This window comes from Anabaena sp. WFMT, from assembly GCF_051781005.1.
GTDB lineage: Bacteria > Cyanobacteriota > Cyanobacteriia > Cyanobacteriales > Nostocaceae > Anabaena.
The window spans coordinates 152,746-170,445 of sequence record NZ_JBPWOA010000034.1 but is presented as its reverse complement, the minus strand read 5'-3'; the positions used below and the strand labels follow the sequence as shown (position 1 = coordinate 170,445).

Annotated in this window: 18 protein-coding genes and 1 pseudogene; 13 read left to right on the top strand and 6 right to left on the bottom strand. The window is 40.4% G+C overall.

The window, feature by feature from the left end:
- Nucleotides 1-106 precede the first annotated feature (106 nt).
- From rpsM to prfA, 9 genes are all read left to right on the top strand, one after another.
- On the top strand, nucleotides 107-487 hold the full coding sequence (gene rpsM, locus ACSQ6I_RS23295) for a 30S ribosomal protein S13 (RefSeq protein ID WP_015215931.1): 381 nt from the start codon (nucleotides 107-109) through the stop codon (nucleotides 485-487).
- A gap of 54 nt (nucleotides 488-541) precedes the next feature.
- Complete coding sequence (gene rpsK, locus ACSQ6I_RS23290) at nucleotides 542-937, top strand: 30S ribosomal protein S11 (protein ID WP_015215932.1); 396 nt, start codon at nucleotides 542-544, stop codon at nucleotides 935-937.
- Between the two features lie 345 nt (nucleotides 938-1,282).
- Nucleotides 1,283-2,227, top strand: coding sequence for a DNA-directed RNA polymerase subunit alpha (locus tag ACSQ6I_RS23285; RefSeq protein WP_015215933.1), 945 nt, complete (start codon nucleotides 1,283-1,285; stop codon nucleotides 2,225-2,227).
- Nucleotides 2,228-2,259: 32 nt separating this feature from the next.
- Nucleotides 2,260-2,610, top strand: coding sequence for a 50S ribosomal protein L17 (gene rplQ / locus ACSQ6I_RS23280; protein ID WP_015215934.1), 351 nt, complete (start codon nucleotides 2,260-2,262; stop codon nucleotides 2,608-2,610).
- Nucleotides 2,611-2,725: 115 nt separating this feature from the next.
- Nucleotides 2,726-3,553 (top strand): tRNA pseudouridine(38-40) synthase TruA, encoded by an 828-nt coding sequence (gene truA, locus ACSQ6I_RS23275; protein ID WP_438892626.1) that lies wholly within the window; start codon nucleotides 2,726-2,728, stop codon nucleotides 3,551-3,553.
- Between the two features lie 46 nt (nucleotides 3,554-3,599).
- Nucleotides 3,600-4,055: a 50S ribosomal protein L13 gene (rplM, locus tag ACSQ6I_RS23270; protein ID WP_438892625.1), complete on the top strand. Its 456-nt coding sequence runs from the start codon at nucleotides 3,600-3,602 to the stop codon at nucleotides 4,053-4,055.
- The gene (rpsI, locus tag ACSQ6I_RS23265) at nucleotides 4,055-4,471 is read left to right on the top strand and encodes a 30S ribosomal protein S9 (protein WP_015215937.1); all 417 of its coding nucleotides are present in this window, start codon (nucleotides 4,055-4,057) and stop codon (nucleotides 4,469-4,471) included. Before rplM ends, rpsI begins: the two co-directional genes overlap by 1 nt.
- 111 nt (nucleotides 4,472-4,582) lie before the next feature.
- On the top strand, nucleotides 4,583-4,819 hold the full coding sequence (gene rpmE / locus ACSQ6I_RS23260) for a 50S ribosomal protein L31 (RefSeq protein WP_323312332.1): 237 nt from the start codon (nucleotides 4,583-4,585) through the stop codon (nucleotides 4,817-4,819).
- Between the two features lie 95 nt (nucleotides 4,820-4,914).
- Entirely contained in the window at nucleotides 4,915-6,009 is a 1,095-nt protein-coding gene (gene prfA / locus ACSQ6I_RS23255; RefSeq protein WP_438892624.1) for a peptide chain release factor 1, read from the top strand.
- Between the two features lie 9 nt (nucleotides 6,010-6,018).
- Here prfA and ACSQ6I_RS23250 read toward each other — a convergent pair whose 3' ends face one another.
- Nucleotides 6,019-6,465, bottom strand: a complete 447-nt coding sequence (locus tag ACSQ6I_RS23250) for a hypothetical protein (RefSeq protein ID WP_438892623.1) — start codon at nucleotides 6,463-6,465, stop codon at nucleotides 6,019-6,021.
- A gap of 374 nt (nucleotides 6,466-6,839) precedes the next feature.
- On the opposite strand from ACSQ6I_RS23250, the gene ACSQ6I_RS23245 reads away from it, so the two are divergent.
- The 3 genes and pseudogenes from ACSQ6I_RS23245 to ACSQ6I_RS23235 all read left to right on the top strand — a co-directional run bounded on the left by ACSQ6I_RS23245 (nucleotide 6,840) and on the right by ACSQ6I_RS23235 (nucleotide 10,721).
- Entirely contained in the window at nucleotides 6,840-7,202 is a 363-nt protein-coding gene (locus ACSQ6I_RS23245; protein ID WP_438892622.1) for a helix-turn-helix domain-containing protein, read from the top strand.
- Between the two features lie 89 nt (nucleotides 7,203-7,291).
- Nucleotides 7,292-7,750, top strand: coding sequence for a DUF29 domain-containing protein (locus ACSQ6I_RS23240; RefSeq protein WP_438892644.1), 459 nt, complete (start codon nucleotides 7,292-7,294; stop codon nucleotides 7,748-7,750).
- 283 nt (nucleotides 7,751-8,033) lie between these two features.
- Nucleotides 8,034-10,721: pseudogene (locus tag ACSQ6I_RS23235) on the top strand (DNA methyltransferase).
- Between the two features lie 54 nt (nucleotides 10,722-10,775).
- Here the strand turns inward: ACSQ6I_RS23235 and ACSQ6I_RS23230 are convergent.
- Both ACSQ6I_RS23230 and ACSQ6I_RS23225 read right to left on the bottom strand, forming a co-directional pair.
- On the bottom strand, nucleotides 10,776-11,210 hold the full coding sequence (locus tag ACSQ6I_RS23230) for a hypothetical protein (protein ID WP_438892621.1): 435 nt from the start codon (nucleotides 11,208-11,210) through the stop codon (nucleotides 10,776-10,778).
- A gap of 191 nt (nucleotides 11,211-11,401) precedes the next feature.
- Nucleotides 11,402-12,130, bottom strand: a complete 729-nt coding sequence (locus tag ACSQ6I_RS23225) for a GDSL-type esterase/lipase family protein (RefSeq protein WP_438892620.1) — start codon at nucleotides 12,128-12,130, stop codon at nucleotides 11,402-11,404.
- A 659-nt stretch (nucleotides 12,131-12,789) separates the two neighbouring features.
- Between ACSQ6I_RS23225 and ACSQ6I_RS23220 the strand changes: the two genes are divergently transcribed.
- Nucleotides 12,790-14,013, top strand: a complete 1,224-nt coding sequence (locus tag ACSQ6I_RS23220; RefSeq protein ID WP_438892643.1) for a glycoside hydrolase family 10 protein — start codon at nucleotides 12,790-12,792, stop codon at nucleotides 14,011-14,013.
- A 96-nt stretch (nucleotides 14,014-14,109) separates the two neighbouring features.
- On the opposite strand, the gene ACSQ6I_RS23215 is transcribed toward ACSQ6I_RS23220, so the two are convergent.
- The 3 genes from ACSQ6I_RS23215 to nfi all read right to left on the bottom strand — a co-directional run bounded on the left by ACSQ6I_RS23215 (nucleotide 14,110) and on the right by nfi (nucleotide 17,630).
- A complete protein-coding gene (locus tag ACSQ6I_RS23215) occupies nucleotides 14,110-16,077 on the bottom strand; it encodes an FHA domain-containing protein (RefSeq protein WP_438892619.1) in 1,968 nt (655 codons plus the stop codon).
- Nucleotides 16,078-16,126: 49 nt separating this feature from the next.
- Nucleotides 16,127-16,681, bottom strand: a complete 555-nt coding sequence (locus ACSQ6I_RS23210; protein ID WP_438892618.1) for an FHA domain-containing protein — start codon at nucleotides 16,679-16,681, stop codon at nucleotides 16,127-16,129.
- A 283-nt stretch (nucleotides 16,682-16,964) separates the two neighbouring features.
- On the bottom strand, nucleotides 16,965-17,630 hold the full coding sequence (gene nfi, locus ACSQ6I_RS23205) for a deoxyribonuclease V (protein WP_438892617.1): 666 nt from the start codon (nucleotides 17,628-17,630) through the stop codon (nucleotides 16,965-16,967).
- Nucleotides 17,631-17,700: the final 70 nt, after the last annotated feature.

Sequence of the window (17,700 nt, the reverse complement as noted above, 5' to 3'; positions counted from 1 at the left end):
TGACTACTAGAGCTTAGTGCAGCATAATATCAACATAGAAACGAAAAGACGCGATTAATCACGTTTTATCAACTGCGATTACGAACAAAAGAGGGAGACATTAATTGTGGCACGGATTTCCGGAGTAGACCTTCCACGCGATAAGCGCGTCGAGATTGGTCTGACTTACATTTACGGAATTGGGTTATCAAGGTCGCAAGAAATCCTAGCGGCGACCGGTGTGAACCCAGACACCCGCGTTAAAGACTTAAGTGATGCTGATGTTGCAGCTCTACGCGGCGAAATAGAAAGCAACTATCAAGTCGAAGGTGACTTGCGGCGTTTAGAGGCGATGAATATCAAGCGCTTAGTTGATATTGGCAGTTACAGAGGTCGTCGTCATCGCATGGGCTTACCCGTCAGAGGACAAAGAACTCGCACCAATGCCAGAACCCGACGTGGAAGAAGGCAGACAGTGGCTGGTAAGAAAAAAGCCCCTGGCAAATAAAGTTTTTTGGCTTGCTAATAACAGCAAGATTCACCTTAAATTCACTAAACAAATATGGCGAGACAACCAACTAAAAAATCCGGGAGCAAAAAGCAGAAACGGAACGTACCTAATGGTATGGCCTACATTCAGTCTACTTTCAACAATAGCATTGTCACAATTACCGATCAAAATGGAGATGTCATCTCCTGGGCAAGCGCTGGTTCTAGTGGATTTAAAGGGGCAAAAAAAGGTACACCATTTGCAGCGCAAACCGCCGCTGAAAGCGCAGGCCGTCGAGCGATCGATCAAGGGATGCGCCAAATTGAAGTCATGGTCAGCGGGCCAGGTGCGGGAAGAGAAACTGCTATCCGAGCATTGCAAGGAGCAGGACTAGAAATTACCCTGATTCGGGATATTACTCCCATTCCTCACAATGGCTGTCGTCCTCCCAAGCGCCGTCGCGTTTAGATAAAACCTGTTGAGCGATGAAAGCTAGAAGTTAAAGCTCAGAAAAAACATCTGCAATGCCTTCTGGGGCGTATAGAGTCTAAACTTTGCAGAGTTTAATGCTTGCCAACTTTAGACCCATTGCGTAGCTATAAAGCACGTCAGCCCTTCCCACAGGAAAGGCTGCTCAACTTTTGAAAATCAACAACATTATCAGCGCCTGCGACTGGAATTGGGGGCATCTAAACTTTACCAAATTTAAATCTTGGCAGTTTGATACACCTCAAACACAGATCAGGCAATAAAGTAAATTCGAGAGGCAATTGATTTGTCTTCTAGCAGCACCTTAAAAAGGGAGGCTACTCCGTGGCGCAGTTTCAAATTGAATGTGTAGAGTCAAATACTGAGGAAAGTCGAAGTCATTACAGTAAATTTGTTCTGGAACCTCTAGAGCGCGGTCAAGGAACAACGGTAGGCAACGCGCTGCGGCGGGTTTTACTTTCTAATCTAGAAGGTACAGCAGTTACAGCAGTACGTATTGCCGGAGTTAGTCACGAGTTTGCCACAGTTCCAGGCGTGCGAGAAGACGTGCTGGAAATCCTCATGAAAATGAAGGAAGTCATCCTCAAAAACTATTCCTCCCAACCTCAGATTGGTCGGTTACTCGTTAACGGTCCAGTAACAGTTACTGCGGCGCATTTTGATTTACCCAGTGAAGTAGAAGTCATTGATCCGACTCAGTATGTAGCCACCTTAGCAGATGGTGGAAAACTGGAAATGGAATTTCGGATTGAGAGAGGCAAAGGATATCGCACTGTAGAGAGAGGACGGGAAGAAGCCACATCGTTGGACTTTCTGCAAATTGACTCAGTGTTTATGCCAGTGCGGAAAGTCAACTATAGTGTTGAGGAAGCTCGTGGGGATGGATCGCTGAAAGACAGATTGCTATTAGAAGTTTGGACAAATGGCAGTCTCTCTCCTCAAGAAGCTCTATCTTCAGCAGCCGGAATTTTGGTAGATTTATTCAACCCGTTGAAAGATATCTCCCTGGAACCAACAGATACAGGTTCAGATATTCCAGACGATCCCACTGCTCAGATTCCCATTGAAGAGTTGCAACTTTCTGTCAGGGCTTATAACTGTCTCAAACGAGCGCAAGTTAACTCAGTGGCAGACTTGTTGGATTACACCCAAGAAGACCTCCTAGAAATCAAAAACTTTGGTCAAAAGTCAGCGGAAGAGGTAGTGGAAGCTTTACAGCGACGTTTAGGCATTACCTTACCGCAAGAAAGAGGTTCTAAGCAAACCTAACTACAATCGTTAATAATTCATAGTGCCTTATTATGCGTCACCGTTGTCGAGTCAAAAAACTCAGTAAACCAGCTGACCAGCGCCGCGCTTTATTGCGATCGCTAACCACCGAGCTAATCCGTCATGGTCGAATTACCACCACCTTAATCCGCGCTAAAGTCCTGCGGAGTGAAGTGGATAAGATGATTACCCTAGCTAAAAATGGCTCCTTGTCAGCACGTCGGGAAGCCCTAGGCTACATCTTCGACAAAACACTGGTTCATGCTCTGTTTGAGCAAGCTCCCACCCGGTATGCTAACCGTCAAGGAGGTTATACTCGCATTCTGCATACAATCCCCCGTCGGGGCGATAATGCTGAAATGGCGATTATTGAACTAGTTTAAAGTCATAGGGAATAGGGAATAGGAAATAGGGAATAGGGAATTAGGGAAAAATAAATTAAAAATCTAAAAACTCTTGCCTCTTGCCTCTTGCCTCTTGCCACTGACAAAAACCAGTATGTTAGAAAGCCGCCAGCCTATCCCAACCCACAGAGTATCCTTAGTCATTCAGTACTTAGGCACTCGCTTTCATGGCTGGCAAAGGCAAAAGGCGCAGCGAACTGTCCAGGAAGAGATAGAAACAGCTATAGCTACTGTTCTGGGGTATCATGTGACACTCCACGGCGCAGGGCGAACCGATGCCGGAGTTCACGCAGCTGCCCAAGTAGCTCATTTTGATGCCACAGGTTTAATTCCGGCTCACAAATGGGCAACAGTTCTGAACAGCTATCTGCCCCCAGATATATTAATCAGGGCTTCGGCCGGTGTAAGTGACAGTTGGCACGCTCGCTTTAGTGCAGTATCTCGACGATATCGCTACACCATCTATACTGAAGCACTACCGAACTTGTTCGTAACCCCCTTCAGTTGGCATTATTATTATGCTCCCTTGGATGAATCTTTAATTCAAGCTGCCCTTGAACCTCTGCTGGGAAAACATCATTTAGCTGCTTTTCACCGTGCAGGATCTGCGCGATCGCATTCCTGGGTAGAAGTACAAGTAGCCGAATGTCATCGCAGTGGGCCATTTATCCATATTGAAATTCAAGCAAATGGATTTTTATATGGCATGGTACGCCTATTGGTAGGGATGCTGGTAGAAGTAGGTTCTGGACAAAGGACGCTGAATAATTTTACAAAAATCTGGCAAGAAGAACGCCGGGAAGAAGTGAAATATGCCGCACCTCCCCAGGGCTTATGTTTATTGAGAGTCGGTTATCCCGATTTTCCCTTTCCCAGCGAAATTTGGTACGACACCCTGCCATATCTAGTGTTTAGTCATTAGTCATCAGCACAACTGACTAAGAACAAAAAACAAAGGACAAATAACAATGAGTAGTAAAACATACCTTCCTCCTCAAGCAACCCTTGAGCGTGACTGGTACGTAGTAGATGCCACCGATAAACGCCTCGGCCGTCTGGCCAGCGAAATCGCCATGATCCTCAGAGGGAAAAAGAAAGCTGAATATACCCCTCACATGGACACAGGTGATTTCGTAGTTGTCATCAATGCCGAAAAAGTGGCAGTTACAGGCAAAAAACGTACCCAAAAAATCTACCGTCGCCATTCTGGTCGTCCCGGTGGAATGAAAACAGAAACCTTTGCCAAGCTGCAACAGCGCCTACCCGAAAGGATTTTAGAACACGCCGTTAAAGGGATGCTGCCTAAAAATAGCTTGGGTAAGCAATTATTCACCAAATTGAAAGTCTACGCTGGGCCTACTCATCCCCACGCAGCTCAACAACCCAAAGAACTAGTAATTAATACAATTCCTGGAGAAAATTAATGCAAGTAGCAGAAGCTAATAGCGGTCGCGCCGTTTACTGGGGTACAGGCCGACGTAAGTCCGCAGTAGCGCGGGTACGTCTAGTTCCAGGTGAAGGTAAGTTTGTAGTCAATGGCAAAGATGGAGAATTATATTTCCAATTTAATGCTAACTACTTAGGAGCTATCAAAGCGCCCTTAGAAACCTTGGGACTAGAAAGTGAATATGACATTTTAGTCAAAGCAGAAGGTGGCGGCTTAACAGGACAAGCAGATTCCATTCGCTTGGGAGTAGCCCGTGCCTTGTGCCAACTAGATCCAGATAATCGCCCACCTTTGAAAACCGAAGGCTACCTAACTCGTGACCCACGAGCTAAAGAACGGAAGAAGTACGGTTTACACAAAGCGCGGAAAGCTCCTCAGTACTCCAAACGGTAATCAATTTTGGATTTTGGATTTTGGATTGATAGGAAATTCTAAAATCTAAAGTTATACCAGCCTGCCAAGGCTAAAAGTTATAATTTGTATAGATTCACCACAAAAGGAACAATGGCTAAATCTGATATTCATCCCAAGTGGTATCCAGAGGCTAAAGTCTACTGCAACGGTCAAGTTGTCATGACCATAGGTTCAACCAAACCTGAACTGCACGTAGATGTTTGGTCTGGAAATCACCCCTTTTACACTGGTACTCAGAAGATGATTGACGCTGAGGGTCGAGTTGAACGTTTCCTCCGCAAGTACGGCATGAGCAGTACTCAAGAAACTGGCGAAACTACAAAGTAGCGGATTGGCTGTAGCTGTTAACGACGACCCTGCATCTGCTGGGTCGATTGTCATTTAATGCTTGAGCCAATTTGTTATTTTAAGGAATCCTACTCATGGCTGAATCATACCTGCTGGAGAAACTTAAATCTGTTGAACAAACTTTTCATGAATTAACACGTCGGTTAGGCGACCCTGATACGACTAAAAATCCTGACGAGTATCAAAAGATTGCCAAGTCTCGTTCTTCCTTGGAAGAGGTAGTAAATACTTATGAAACTTGGAAGACGGCTCAGGAAGACTTGACTGGCGCACGTCAAGTACTCAAAGAAGCAAATAGTGATCCTGAGTTGCAAGAAATGGCAGCTTTGGAAGTTAGTGAATTAGTAGAAAAGCTGGAATACTTAGAAAGTCGTTTGAAGGTTTTGCTGCTACCCCGTGACCCCAATGATGATAAAAACATCATGTTGGAAATTCGCGCTGGGACTGGTGGCGATGAAGCGAGTATTTGGGCTGGTGATTTACTGCGGATGTATTCCCGCTACGCTGATACTCAGGGATGGAAAGTGAAGCTAGTTAGCGAGTCTCTGGGTGAGATGGGCGGCTTCAAAGAAGTGATTCTAGAAATTCAAGGCGACAGCGTTTATAGCAAGCTGAAGTTTGAAGCGGGAGTACATCGTGTACAGCGCGTTCCTGCAACAGAAGCTGGGGGAAGAGTTCACACTTCTACAGCCACTATCGCCATTATGCCGGAAGTGGATGATGTAGAAATTCATATTGACCCGAAAGATATTGAAATGAGTACTGCTCGTTCTGGCGGTGCTGGTGGACAAAACGTCAACAAAGTGGAAACAGCCGCTGACTTGTTCCACAAACCGACAGGAATCAGAATTTTCTGTACAGAAGAACGTAGCCAGTTGCAAAACAAAGAACGGGCTATGCAAATTCTGCGGGCTAAACTCTATGAGATAAAGTTACGGGAACAACAAGAGGCTGTCACTTCTATGAGGCGATCGCAAGTCGGTACAGGTTCCCGTTCCGAAAAAATTCGTACCTACAATTATAAAGATAGCCGGGTGACTGACCATCGTTTAGGTCAAAATTTCACCCTTAACCCTGTATTGGAAGGCGACTTAGAAACGGTAGTCCAATCTTGTATTTCTCAAGACCAGCAAGAGCGTTTAGCTGAATTAGCTACCTCTGGCAGCTAATCTTCACCTTTAAATACCCTGAGAAACCGCTTGTTCTTCTGTTATATTTAACTCTGACAAGCGGTTTTCTAATGACTGATGGAGTGCATCTTCAATCGCACTCAGATAATGGTAATAGACAAACTCATAACCTATAACGTAGTTTAATCTCGTCCATTCCTTGAGATTTGGGCAGTGGTCAATTAACTTTTCTACTTCTTTGTGCCAACGGGCAAAAATTCGATAGCTGAAAAAACTGCTGCAAATATTACCTTGATTATCCCAATAAGAAATAGACACCTGATGCTTGAGGCAGTGGATTTTTTTGATTTGCTTCACATCGTAGCCTTTGGCTTGTAGAGCTTCTTTGGCTTCGGCTTCCGAAATGTCCCACTGTTGTGGTCTAATTTTATTAGAGCTAATAAGGTTTTTACCTTTGCGGCGATATTTATTAATTTCGCGTGAATGGCGAGACATGATGCACCTATTATGGGATTTGCAGAAATTCAGAGTTGGTAGCTAAATTCTTCTCACTAGCTAGATCATTTTAGTTCAACCTAGTTTAGATAATTTACCACACTTGTGGTTCTTATAGTTAATATATAATAACTTTAGTTATAGTTTAATTCCAAAAAAGGTAGATGTCAATATAAAACTAAAAAAGTTGTAGTATTAAAAATAAAGTTGTCAATAGCAGGGCTTACGCAACTAGCCTATTAGTAGAGTGCTTCATACCTATAAATTGGTTAGTATCAACAGATTTTCGACATTTGACGCACTCTACAAAAGACATTGAGTGTGAAATGTAGCTTTAGTCCTAAATAGAACAGACTAATTACCTAATATAAGCAGTGAATATTGAAAGTAGGGAAAAACTGATTGAGATTATCAAATTAGCTCGTGGTGAAATGAGTAAGCGAGCGTTTGGCAAGCTTTTGGGTGTTTCTGCTACCTCTGTTCAGATGTGGGAAAAAGGCGTAAAAGTACCAGATACAGAGAATTTGGCGAAAATCGCAGCAAGAGCGGGTTACACACTAGAAGAATTACTCAGTTGTTTAGAAGGCAAGCCAATACAAGAAACCTCTGATTTGATTTTGATTTTGAGGCAAATCCAACATATGCCTCTGAGTCAAGTGGCGCAAATTGTGCAAGCGGCAGCGGATAGGTTGGCTGCTGTGGCTGAAGCTTCTAGTGATGAAGCAAAAGCGGGTTAAATTAACTTAATTTACTAGTTACTAATTTAACTGCTATATCCTTTAATTAACTGTGCTATCCCTTAGTGTAAAGATTTAACTCTATGGATATGGACAAGCCTTTTTTGTATGAACAAGATTTCTATGCTTGGACACAACAACAGGCTAAAGCTTTGGAACAGAAGCTAGCTCAGGAGCTAGACTGGCAACACTTGCAAGAGGAAGTTCAAGCTTTGGGACGACAGGAGTATCGGGAATTGGTGAGTCGTCTGAGTGTATTAATTGGTCATATTTTGAAGTGGGAGTATCAACCTGAACAACGCTCTCGAAGTTGGTTTTTAACAATTCGAGAACAGCGTCGCGCCATTCACAGGCATTTGCGACAGAACCCAAGCTTAAAGTCTCGCACAGAGGAAGCTTTGTTAGATGGCTTTGAGGCAGGAGTTGATTTGGCTTTAAGAGAAACTAATTTACCATTAAGAACTTTTCCTGAGCATTGTTCCTATTTATTCGATGATATCATTTCAGATAATTTTCTGTGTGATACTAGTCAGGATTGGGAAGGTTAATTTCTGTTATTTTGGTTGATTTTTTCTCTTTTTTTAGCAATGTTTAATCTTTTGCGATTAGAAGAATCTGGATTTATTGAACCGCGAAGGACGCGTTCGCCTTAGCGTTGCGAAGCAAAGAGCGCGAAGGAAGAAGGAAGAAGGAAGAAGGAAGAAGGAAGAAGGAAGAAGGAAGAAGGAAGAAGATGAGTTTGGGTATTTATTGAAATGCTTTTACTATTTTGGTTGATTAATTTGTAACATGGGGATTATTGAAGGTACTTAAGATAATTCTCCAGCAAAAATGGTAGCAGCTACACCGGAAAGTTTGGCGAAGTTTGTGAGTTTTTGTCAGCAGCACATTACGGGACAGGAACGGAAGGAAGCACAGACGTTTTTAGACCGATTTTTTCGGGCGTTTGGACATGAAGGGGCGCTGGAAGCGGGGGCGACATACGAGGAAGCGATTAAAAAAAGTAGCAAACAGGGGAAAACTGGTTTTGCTGATTTGGTTTGGAAACCGCGCGTTTTAATTGAGATGAAAAAGCGGGGAGAAGATTTAAGTAAACATTATTCTCAGGCTTTTGATTATTGGACGCGGTTGGTTCCAAATCGTCCTAAATATGTAATTTTGTGCAACTTTGATGAGTTTTGGATATTTGATTTTGATATTCAGTTAGATACACCTGTAGATAAGATTGCACTGGAGCAACTGCCAGAACGGGCAGGAGCTTTGGTCTTTATGGAATTAGGGCAAAAAACTCCTGTATTCCAAAATAATCAGGTTGAGGTGACAGAACGCGCTGCATGGCGTATGGGAGAATTATTATTAGAGTTGGAAAAACGAGGAATTGAGAAGTTAACAGCACAGCGTTTTATTTTGCAATGTGTGTTAGCGATGTTTGCAGAAGATAGACAACTTTTACCTCGTGATATGTTTGTTTCTTGTGTGCAGGATTGCATGAACGGGGCTAGTTCTTATGATATTTTGGGTGGATTATTTCGGGAAATGAATCAATTGGGAAAAACCCCAGCGGGACGTTATCAAGGAGTAGATTATTTCAACGGTGGGTTGTTTTCGCAAATTCATGGAATTGATTTAACGAGAGAAGAATTAAATTTTTTGGATGTCTCTGCGCGAGAGGATTGGAGTAAGGTACGTCCGGCTATTTTCGGGAATTTGTTTGAAGGGACGGTGGATAAAAAAGAGCGTCACGCTAGAGGAATTCATTATACTTCCGAAGCGGATATTATGAAAATTGTCCGCCCGACTATTAGCCGTTTTTGGGAAGAAAGAATTGAAGAAGCAAATACAATTAAGGAACTTTCAGGACTGCAATTAGAGTTGCAAAGTTATCGTGTTCTAGATCCTGCTTGTGGTTCGGGTAATTTTCTCTATATGGCTTATCAGGAGTTGAAGAGGATTGAAACTTTGCTGTTAGAGAAAATGCAACAAAAACGAAAATCTGAAGATAAGCAAATGCAAATGGGTTTAGTGACTCCATTACAATTTTATGGAATGGATACAAATCCTTTTGCTGTGGAATTAGCACGGGTGACTTTGATGATTGCGCGGAAGATTGCAATTGATAATTTGAATTTAACTGAACCTGCATTACCGTTAGATACTTTAGATAATAATATTGTTTGTCAAGATGCTTTGTTTAGTGAATGGGTCAAATCAGATGCAATTATTGGAAATCCACCATTTTTAGGTGGAAAAAACATGAGGATGGATTTAAATGATAAATATGTAGATAAAATTTTTCAAGCTTTTCCTAAAGTCAAAGATTCTGTAGATTTTTGTGCTTATTGGTTTAGAATAGCTCATGATAATCTGGGTGAAAAGGGTAGAGTAGGTTTAGTTGCGACTAATTCGATTAGTCAAGGTAAAAGCCGAATTGCTGCTTTAGATTATATTACTCAAAATGGTGGTTATATTCATGAAGCAATTTCTACACAACCTTGGTCTGGTGCTGCTAAAGTTCATGTAAGTATTGTCAATTGGTGTAAGAGTAAACCGGAAAAATACTATTTAGATAATCAGATAGTTTTGCAAATCAATTCTTCCCTAAAATCTAGTATTGATGTTTCTCAAGCTGCGCGGTTACAAGCAAATCTCAATAAATGCTTTCAGGGTGTAACTCCTCGTGGTGCAGGCTTTATAGTGACTTAAATTCAAGCCAAAATATGGATTAAAGCTGATACTAATAATCAAAAAATACTGAAAAAATTTTCAGATGCAACAAGCTTAACTCAAGCTATTCACGGTAATCCTAAAAGATGGATAATTGACTTCAATGATATGAATTTTGAGGAAGCTAACAATCATTTGCCTATTTTAGAATATGTGAAGGCTACTGTTAAGCAACAGCGTGAAGAAACTAAAGATCCTGAAGCTGTTAAATATTGGTGGAAATTCTGGCGTGTACGTCAAGAAATGCGTCAAGGAATAGCATCTTTATCATTGTATTTTAATATTCCCAGACATTCTAAGTGGTTTATTTTTATTCCTGCTAATTCTAATTGGCTACCAGGTGATTCAACAACAGTTGTTACATCAGAGGATTTTTACATTCTAGGAATTATCACATCTAACATACATCGCATTTGGGTGAAAGCGCAAAGTTCTACTTTAAAAGGAGACACTCGTTACACACACAACACCTGTTTTGAAACGTTCCCATTTCCCCAAACAGCAGACATTAAAATAGTACAACAAATTCGCGCTAAAGCTGAAGAACTTCATCAATATCGCACAGAACAAATGGAGTCAAAACAGTGGGGAATTACCACACTTTATAATAAATTCTTTCACGAACCAACTAGCCAACTTTATAAACTACATCAACAACTAGATAAACTAGTAATGCAAGCTTATGATTTTCATCATAACGATGATATTCTAGAAAAACTCCTCAACTTAAACACAGAACTTGCACAAAAAGAACAACAAGGAATAAAAATTGTCGGACCCTGGTCACCAAATTAGAATATTTCTCTCTGCGTCTCTGCGTCTCTGCGTGAGAAAAAGAATTTCCGAATTTTAAAACCACTCTCCACCCCGAAAACGCCAGCGGGGAAAAATAATCCTCATTAAACTTTGCGAAGTTATAAAAACCGCGAACCAAACAATACTGTAATGGAGAAAAAATATCCCTACTGGTAATTCTTCTTTAGGCATAGGTATGGGTAAAAATCCAAAAATCTTCACTCCACAAAATACAAAAACCATTTCCCAAATACCTGCAAAAAGTTGATAAGCTGCTGGCCAGTCCCTATCCCAACGGGATTTTTGAAGATAATTATAAACGATATCCCAAGCTAAACCAAAGATGGCAACATAGGCAATTATCCAAAAATAAACTGTGTGAGGACGGTTGCCAATTAAACCAATAGCAAAAGGTATAGATACTAATATTCCGACGGTTAGTAATAATAATAATCGAGTTTGCCAACGACCAAATAAAGTTGGAGTCATAAATAAATACTGTGTAGTTCAAGAATTAAAATCAATATTTATAGCGTTTCTAAGAACCCCTCCCCCAACCCCCTCCCCGCAAGCGAGGAGGGGGCTATGATATTAGGAAATTATGTCCTGGATTAGTTCGTAGCGGGCATCTTGCCCGCACCACAATAAATTTTTGGAAATACTTAATTACAAATTAAAATTTATGAATTTTTTAATTGCAGTTGGTAATCTACTTGGCAATGATATTTTGCTAATTCTGACCAGTTAAGAACAGCTTCTAATAGGTCTTGATAACCGAGAGTATTGGGGTGGAGTCCATCTGGCGTAATGCGTTTTTCTCTCCAATCTGCACTGCGTTCCATCCATTGGTCAAAAATATCTAAATAGGGTATTTGCCGTTGGTTACAAGCTATGCGGGTGGCTTCTTTGTAGCGGTATTGGTCGGTGTGATTGTAATATAAACAATCAAGAAATGGCATTTTGGTTTCATCGACGGGAACCATACCCACAAAGACGACGGGACACAGTTGTTGTGCTTGGTCTAATAATGCCGCGATTTGGGTTTCAAATTGAGAGAAATCTGTGTAATTTTTGCCGTTGGGACGACCTAAGCGGGGTGTGTCGTTAACTCCGACAGATAAAATAATCAGGTCTGGGACACGGTTGCGGATTTCTCCTCGATTGCGAAATTCTATTTCTAGCCTTTGAGAAACTTGTTGAGTGCGATCGCCCCTAACCCCCAAATTATATAGCACATGACCAACACTATCCGGCAACATCCACCACCGTCTTAGTTGTTCCACCCAACCGCCTTTCTCCGGGTCGCCGTATCCATATACTAAGCTATCTCCCAAGGCGACAATCTTTAGAGGCTGGCATAATTTTGGCGCTACAGATAGCATTGAGGAGGAAGGCTTCAAGGTTTGCATCTTAAACAGCAGTGTAAATGTAATTTATGTCTTTACAAGATTCTATACATCTTTGCACTATTGTATGGTATCTTTTTTATCTTTTCATCTGAAACACGGTAAATTAACTCTGTTGGACTGTTTTACTGGACTTTGAACTTAAGGAGATACAAAAAAATTTTCCAGCAATTATGCCAACAGTACAACTTAATACCTTGAATTATTTGCAAACCATATTACTTCTTTAAAGTCAACAGTAAATATATTATAGATAGAGTATTAAATTTGTATAAATACAAAGATATATCAAAAATTTCGGCAATTTAACTTTGAATTTGGCAAATTTATCAAAATGAGTTTGAATTTTACAAAATTGACATCTCTTTAATGCTTAACATAAGAAATCAGAATTCTTTTGATCTAAAAACCTTGAAAAATTAATTTGATATGGCTTTATCCAAAAAAATATCTAAACCAGGCACTACTTTTAATTAGCTACGTCAACAAATCTACATTTACTCAATCAGATGGGATGAATTTTCTAGCCCAACACAATGCATTGCATTGAATAAACAACTACCAACTCGAAATTCCTAATGTTCTTAGATCATATGACTCGTAGGTTCTGTCAAAATCTGATGCGGCTGCATAAATCTTCAATCAATACATCTTTCACCAGGATGAAAATAAATTTCTTCTCCTTTGGTTCGCAGCGTGGACAAAGAATAAATTGGTATTCTAAATTACTGAAAACTCTGTTTCCGTTTTTATTTTTAATTTCCTTTGTCACAGTTTTATGGGCAAATACCTTCATTTCTGTGAACGCCCAAACACCTCGTCAAGAAATTCGGGGAGTGTGGATTACCAACAACGATCTTAACATCTTCAAAGATCGTGAAAAAGTCCAAGATGCTGTTACAAAAATGCGAACGCTTAACTTCAACACCATCTATCCCGTAGTTTGGAATTCTGGTTATGTGATGTATCCTAGCAATGTAGCTAAACGTCTAGATATTCAACCTTTTGTTTTTCGTGGTTCAGATGGACATGATATTCTTGCTGATATAATTAATAAAGCCCATCGTCAAAATTTACTTGTAATTCCTTGGTTTGAGTTTGGTTTTATGGCTCCTCCTACCTCGGAACTAGCATTAAATAAACCAGAATGGTTTACACAAAAACGGAACGGTAGTCAAACTTCTATTAGTGCGGCTGGTGAAGTTTCATGGTTAAATCCCTTTCATCCAGAAGTACAGAATTTCATCACCAATTTGTTGTTAGAACTTGCCAATAACTATGACATTGATGGTATTCAGTTTGATGATCACATGAGCTTACCTCATGAATTTGGCTATGATAAATATACAGTTGCCTTGTACCGCCAAGAAACCAAAAAGAATCCTCCAGCAGATCCTCAAGACCCAGAATGGGTAAGCTGGCGTGCAAATAAAATCACAGATTTCATGGTTAGACTTAACGAAAGAGTTAAGCAAGTAAAACCAAAAGCAATTTTTTCAGTTTCACCTAATTACTACGATTTTGCTTACAAGTTTCAACTACAAGACTGGCTCAAATGGGTGCGCTTAAACATCGTAAATGAGCTAATTGTACAAGTTTATCGAGACAATTTAGATCAATTTAACGCCAAAATTTCCCGCCCCGAAATGCAAGAAGTACAGCAAATAATTCCTACTGGAGTCGGAATTATGGCAGGATTAAGAACAAAACCCGTATCCATAAATCAAATTAAAGCTCAAGTACGAGCCGCACAACAGCGTGGATTAGGTGTAGTTTTCTTTTATTATGAAAGTCTTTGGAATAATTCTTCAGAGTCATTAAGTCAGCGTTTAAAAGGATTTCAAAGTCTTTTCCCCTATCCTGCATTGCGATTAGCAATTGAGTGAATGGGTAATGGGTAATTGGTGATTGGAGTAAAATTACGAATTACGAATTACGAATTACGAATTACGAATTACGAATTACGAATTACGAATTACGAATTATGGTGATTGATTTGACACCCATTTTAGCCATTGCCCAAAGGAACTAAAGGTATTTAAACGCCCAACTCCCGGCGCACGGGCTGTGTATAATCCATCAACAGCAACTAAAGCCGCATATTGCAAACCAAGGAAACTATCAACTGCTGCATAGGGTCCACCTAAAGTTATCGCCCCTGCGGCATACATTTGACCCTTGGTATTTCGCATTTCTACTAATTCAAAATTATTTGCTACTACTAACCGTCCTAAATGATTTAGAGGTAAATTGTAATGTTGAACCAAATCTTCTAACAACGGATTAGCATCAACTTTGGCATCTAATCCGGTAGCATCAATAATAAAATCAGCGACTAATTTCATTTCCCCAAAACCTTTTTCTTGGATATGGGTAATGGTGTGATTTTGGTTGTCTCGTTCTACATTCATCACCTGACCAAAGGTAATTTGATACCAACCTTCTTTAATGCCTTGTTCAGTGATATTTTGCCAATCTTGACGGTCTGCGGTAGTAGTTCCACCCCAGTCGGCTAATAGACGCTGACGTTCTTCTGGGGTGGCTTTTTCTAACATGACCCGGAGTTCACCACCCCAACAGGCTTTAGGCCAGTTAAAGGGTTGAAATTCGTAGTGATTTTTGACGGTACGCTGGGCTTTTTGGAATTTGTTACCTTGGGGTTTAGGCGATCGCATTAAATGCAAAACTGTAATATTGCGATTTTGCTTTCTAGCCTCATAAATCCGCTGCAAAATCCGCGAAGCCACAATACCCCGTCCCCGAATCAAAACAGTACCACCTTGGCGTTCTAGCTGTTCATATACATGATCGTGTGCTTCATACGCATTCACAACAGACTTAAAATCTTGATATTTTTCTCTATAAGCTTGCAAATCTGGGAGAAACTGAATAGCAGGATATCCCGTAGCCAAATGTAAATAACGACAAACTAAAAAAGCATAATTTCCCGGACTGCGAGAATAAGCAACACAATACCTACCATCTTCAGTTTTACGAATCGCCCTTACTCTTCCATAACGATAAATTTGATGCCAATTAATCCGGCTTGCTTCCCTATCTATAGAATCAAAAACATTACCAGCACGAGGAGTATAAGTTTCCGCAAAAGTTGGTTCACCAAAAACCTGCCATAAATATTTAAAAGCCGATTTTAGCTGACCTTTAGTCAAATCATGCCAAGATTCCCTTAAAGCATAACTAGGCCAACCCCAAATATTATCAGGACAAGAATCAGAATTAGAACGTAACCTTTCATGTAACGGAATTTGCGAATTCAGACAAAGCCGTTTATAACGAGCATAGGGTTCCGCTTCTAGTCCCACAGCAATAATTTTCTCAGCTTTAATTCCACTAACTCTTAATAAATCAACCCAAATAAAACTACCCAAACCAGCCCCAATTGCTAGATAATCACATTCATCAACAGGTAAACCAGTAGCATGAAGCGCCTGCAAATCAACTTTTGCATCCTGAAAAGCTGGTGGTGGAAAATTACTCCCTAAAGGTGTGACAGGAGGCACTGACGATAAACTAGGATCTGGGAGATTAGTATGAGGATTAAATTGAATTGTCGAAGGGTTATTAGGAGTAGGAATAGTAGTGTTAAGGCCAAATTGCACCGTCATAATATAGGGGCCAATTTGCAAAGTATCCCCATTAGCTAACTGACAGCGTGTTTGACGTTGACCATTGACCAACACACCATTAACGCTATTTTGGTCAATTACTAAAAAATGATTTTGTTCCCAATCTTGTTCCCAATCAATCAGAACGTGATAGCGAGATACTTCATTACTATCTAGTAACATTCGCGAAACACGTTGACCCCTAATTTCTGTTGGTAAACGAGAAAATTCTCGACCAAAAGCGATAGGTACACTTAACTTAGGTTCCCGTCGTTCTCCCGTTGCTGGATCTTCCCAACTTAATTGAATTTGTAAATTAGTCATTGGTCATGAGTCATTTGTCATTGGTCATTGGAGAATATTGATCCAGCACTCAATTCTTCGGTGCTACTAGTACACTTACAGCCGCTGCTAAAGATGTACCACACCAAGGACAACCTACTTGTAGATTTTCTGGTGGGGAAACTTTATGACATCTGGAACATTGCAAACCATAAACAGGTTTTGGTTGTGTCGGGAGTGACTTTTTATGGTGGTTATATCCCGGTTGTGCGGGTGGTTGTTGGGGTGGAACTAAAACTGTGGCAGGAATACTGTTAATTGAAATTTCAGTAACTTGAAGTTGTTGCTGTCCTAAATAAATAATGCTCCCTTTATTTAAAATAACTTCACCTTGGATTAATGACTTACCATCTATTTGAGCAGGGTTTGATTCCCGCAAATTTCTAATATAAAAATGTTGCTGTTGAGAATGAAAAAATATTTCAACGTGTAATCCAGATACAGTCGGGTGAGTTAAAACAATGTCACACCGTAAAGGGTCACGACCAATACGGACACTACCAGGATTTTTACTTTGTTGTTGCTCGTAAATTTGCTGAGTTTTATTTTGATCTGCGTCGTGCCACTGTAAAGTTAGTGCATTCATTATTCTTAGGTAACTTTTATTTAGCTACTTCAACTTCTTACCGTGCGATTCCTAACATAATTGGGTGTTAGTAAGCAAGTCTTGAAAATTAACTTTAAGGACTTCCAGATAACAAAGCTCTAATTTGTAGGGTGGGTTAGCGCAGCGTAACCCACCCATTATCCCTTAAGTTTATGGTGGGTTACGGACTACTGTCCTATAAGCCATACCCACCCTACAATTTTTGTTTTGGGTAATTTATTTTTTGGTGTTCCCTTAAAGACTTATCTACATAATCTACACTTTATCTGTCTGATGCTAATTTATCAGCAATGCGGGTAGTTTCTGGCAACCGATATTTTGGTGTGCAACGTAATACATAGTCAATTGCTGTTGGTAAACTGATGCGATGTCCACTAGATATATAGAGAGGTTTTACCCCGGTGCGTGTGCGTAAAACTGCGCCAATAGTTTCTTTTTTATGTATTAATGGTTGCCAACTACCTTTAGCTTCTGGTAATTCTTCATATTTACCAATCAGCAAAGATTTAGCTACGCCAATTGTCGGTATATCCACGATTACCCCTAAATGACAAGCTATTCCTAATCTTCGAGGGTGAGCAATTCCTTGACCATCACACAATATTATATCAGGTATAGTTTGAATCTTTTCTAAGGCATCGAGAAGGGCAGGTATTTCCCGAAAGGAGAGGAACCCAGGTATGTAAGGAAAGGTTGTGGGACGGTATGCTAAACTCGTTTCGACTACTTGCAAATCGGGAAAACTCAGTACTGCTACTGCTGCACGGCTCATTGTACCATTTTCGAGAAAACCCATATCCACACCTGCAACGTACTTGATAGGTTCTTTAAGTACGTCTGTAGTAATTACTTGATTTTGCAGGGTTTCTTGAATTGTGATAGCTTCTTCAACTGTGCTAGGCCAAGAATGAATTTGTTGAATTTTCATATTTAAAGCAAGTAATTAATTTACATACTCAAATAAACTAGGAAACTGAGTATAGATTTTACAACACCTT

Bases quoted from the DNA above. Each gene is read 5' to 3' on its own strand.
- rpsK (WP_015215932.1), top strand. From the start codon at position 542: ATGGCGAGACAACCAACTAAAAAATCCGGGAGCAAAAAGCAGAAACGG.
- rplQ (WP_015215934.1), top strand. From the start codon at position 2,260: ATGCGTCACCGTTGTCGAGTCAAAAAACTCAGTAAACCAGCTGACCAG.
- truA (WP_438892626.1), top strand. From the start codon at position 2,726: ATGTTAGAAAGCCGCCAGCCTATCCCAACCCACAGAGTATCCTTAGTC.
- rplM (WP_438892625.1), top strand. From the start codon at position 3,600: ATGAGTAGTAAAACATACCTTCCTCCTCAAGCAACCCTTGAGCGTGAC.
- rpsI (WP_015215937.1), top strand. From the start codon at position 4,055: ATGCAAGTAGCAGAAGCTAATAGCGGTCGCGCCGTTTACTGGGGTACA.
- rpmE (WP_323312332.1), top strand. From the start codon at position 4,583: ATGGCTAAATCTGATATTCATCCCAAGTGGTATCCAGAGGCTAAAGTC.
- prfA (WP_438892624.1), top strand. From the start codon at position 4,915: ATGGCTGAATCATACCTGCTGGAGAAACTTAAATCTGTTGAACAAACT.
- ACSQ6I_RS23250 (WP_438892623.1), bottom strand. From the start codon at position 6,465: ATGTCTCGCCATTCACGCGAAATTAATAAATATCGCCGCAAAGGTAAA.
- ACSQ6I_RS23240 (WP_438892644.1), top strand. From the start codon at position 7,292: ATGGACAAGCCTTTTTTGTATGAACAAGATTTCTATGCTTGGACACAA.
- ACSQ6I_RS23230 (WP_438892621.1), bottom strand. From the start codon at position 11,210: ATGACTCCAACTTTATTTGGTCGTTGGCAAACTCGATTATTATTATTA.
- ACSQ6I_RS23225 (WP_438892620.1), bottom strand. From the start codon at position 12,130: ATGCAAACCTTGAAGCCTTCCTCCTCAATGCTATCTGTAGCGCCAAAA.
- ACSQ6I_RS23220 (WP_438892643.1), top strand. From the start codon at position 12,790: ATGAAAATAAATTTCTTCTCCTTTGGTTCGCAGCGTGGACAAAGAATA.
- ACSQ6I_RS23215 (WP_438892619.1), bottom strand. From the start codon at position 16,077: ATGACTAATTTACAAATTCAATTAAGTTGGGAAGATCCAGCAACGGGA.
- ACSQ6I_RS23210 (WP_438892618.1), bottom strand. From the start codon at position 16,681: ATGAATGCACTAACTTTACAGTGGCACGACGCAGATCAAAATAAAACT.
- nfi (WP_438892617.1), bottom strand. From the start codon at position 17,630: ATGAAAATTCAACAAATTCATTCTTGGCCTAGCACAGTTGAAGAAGCT.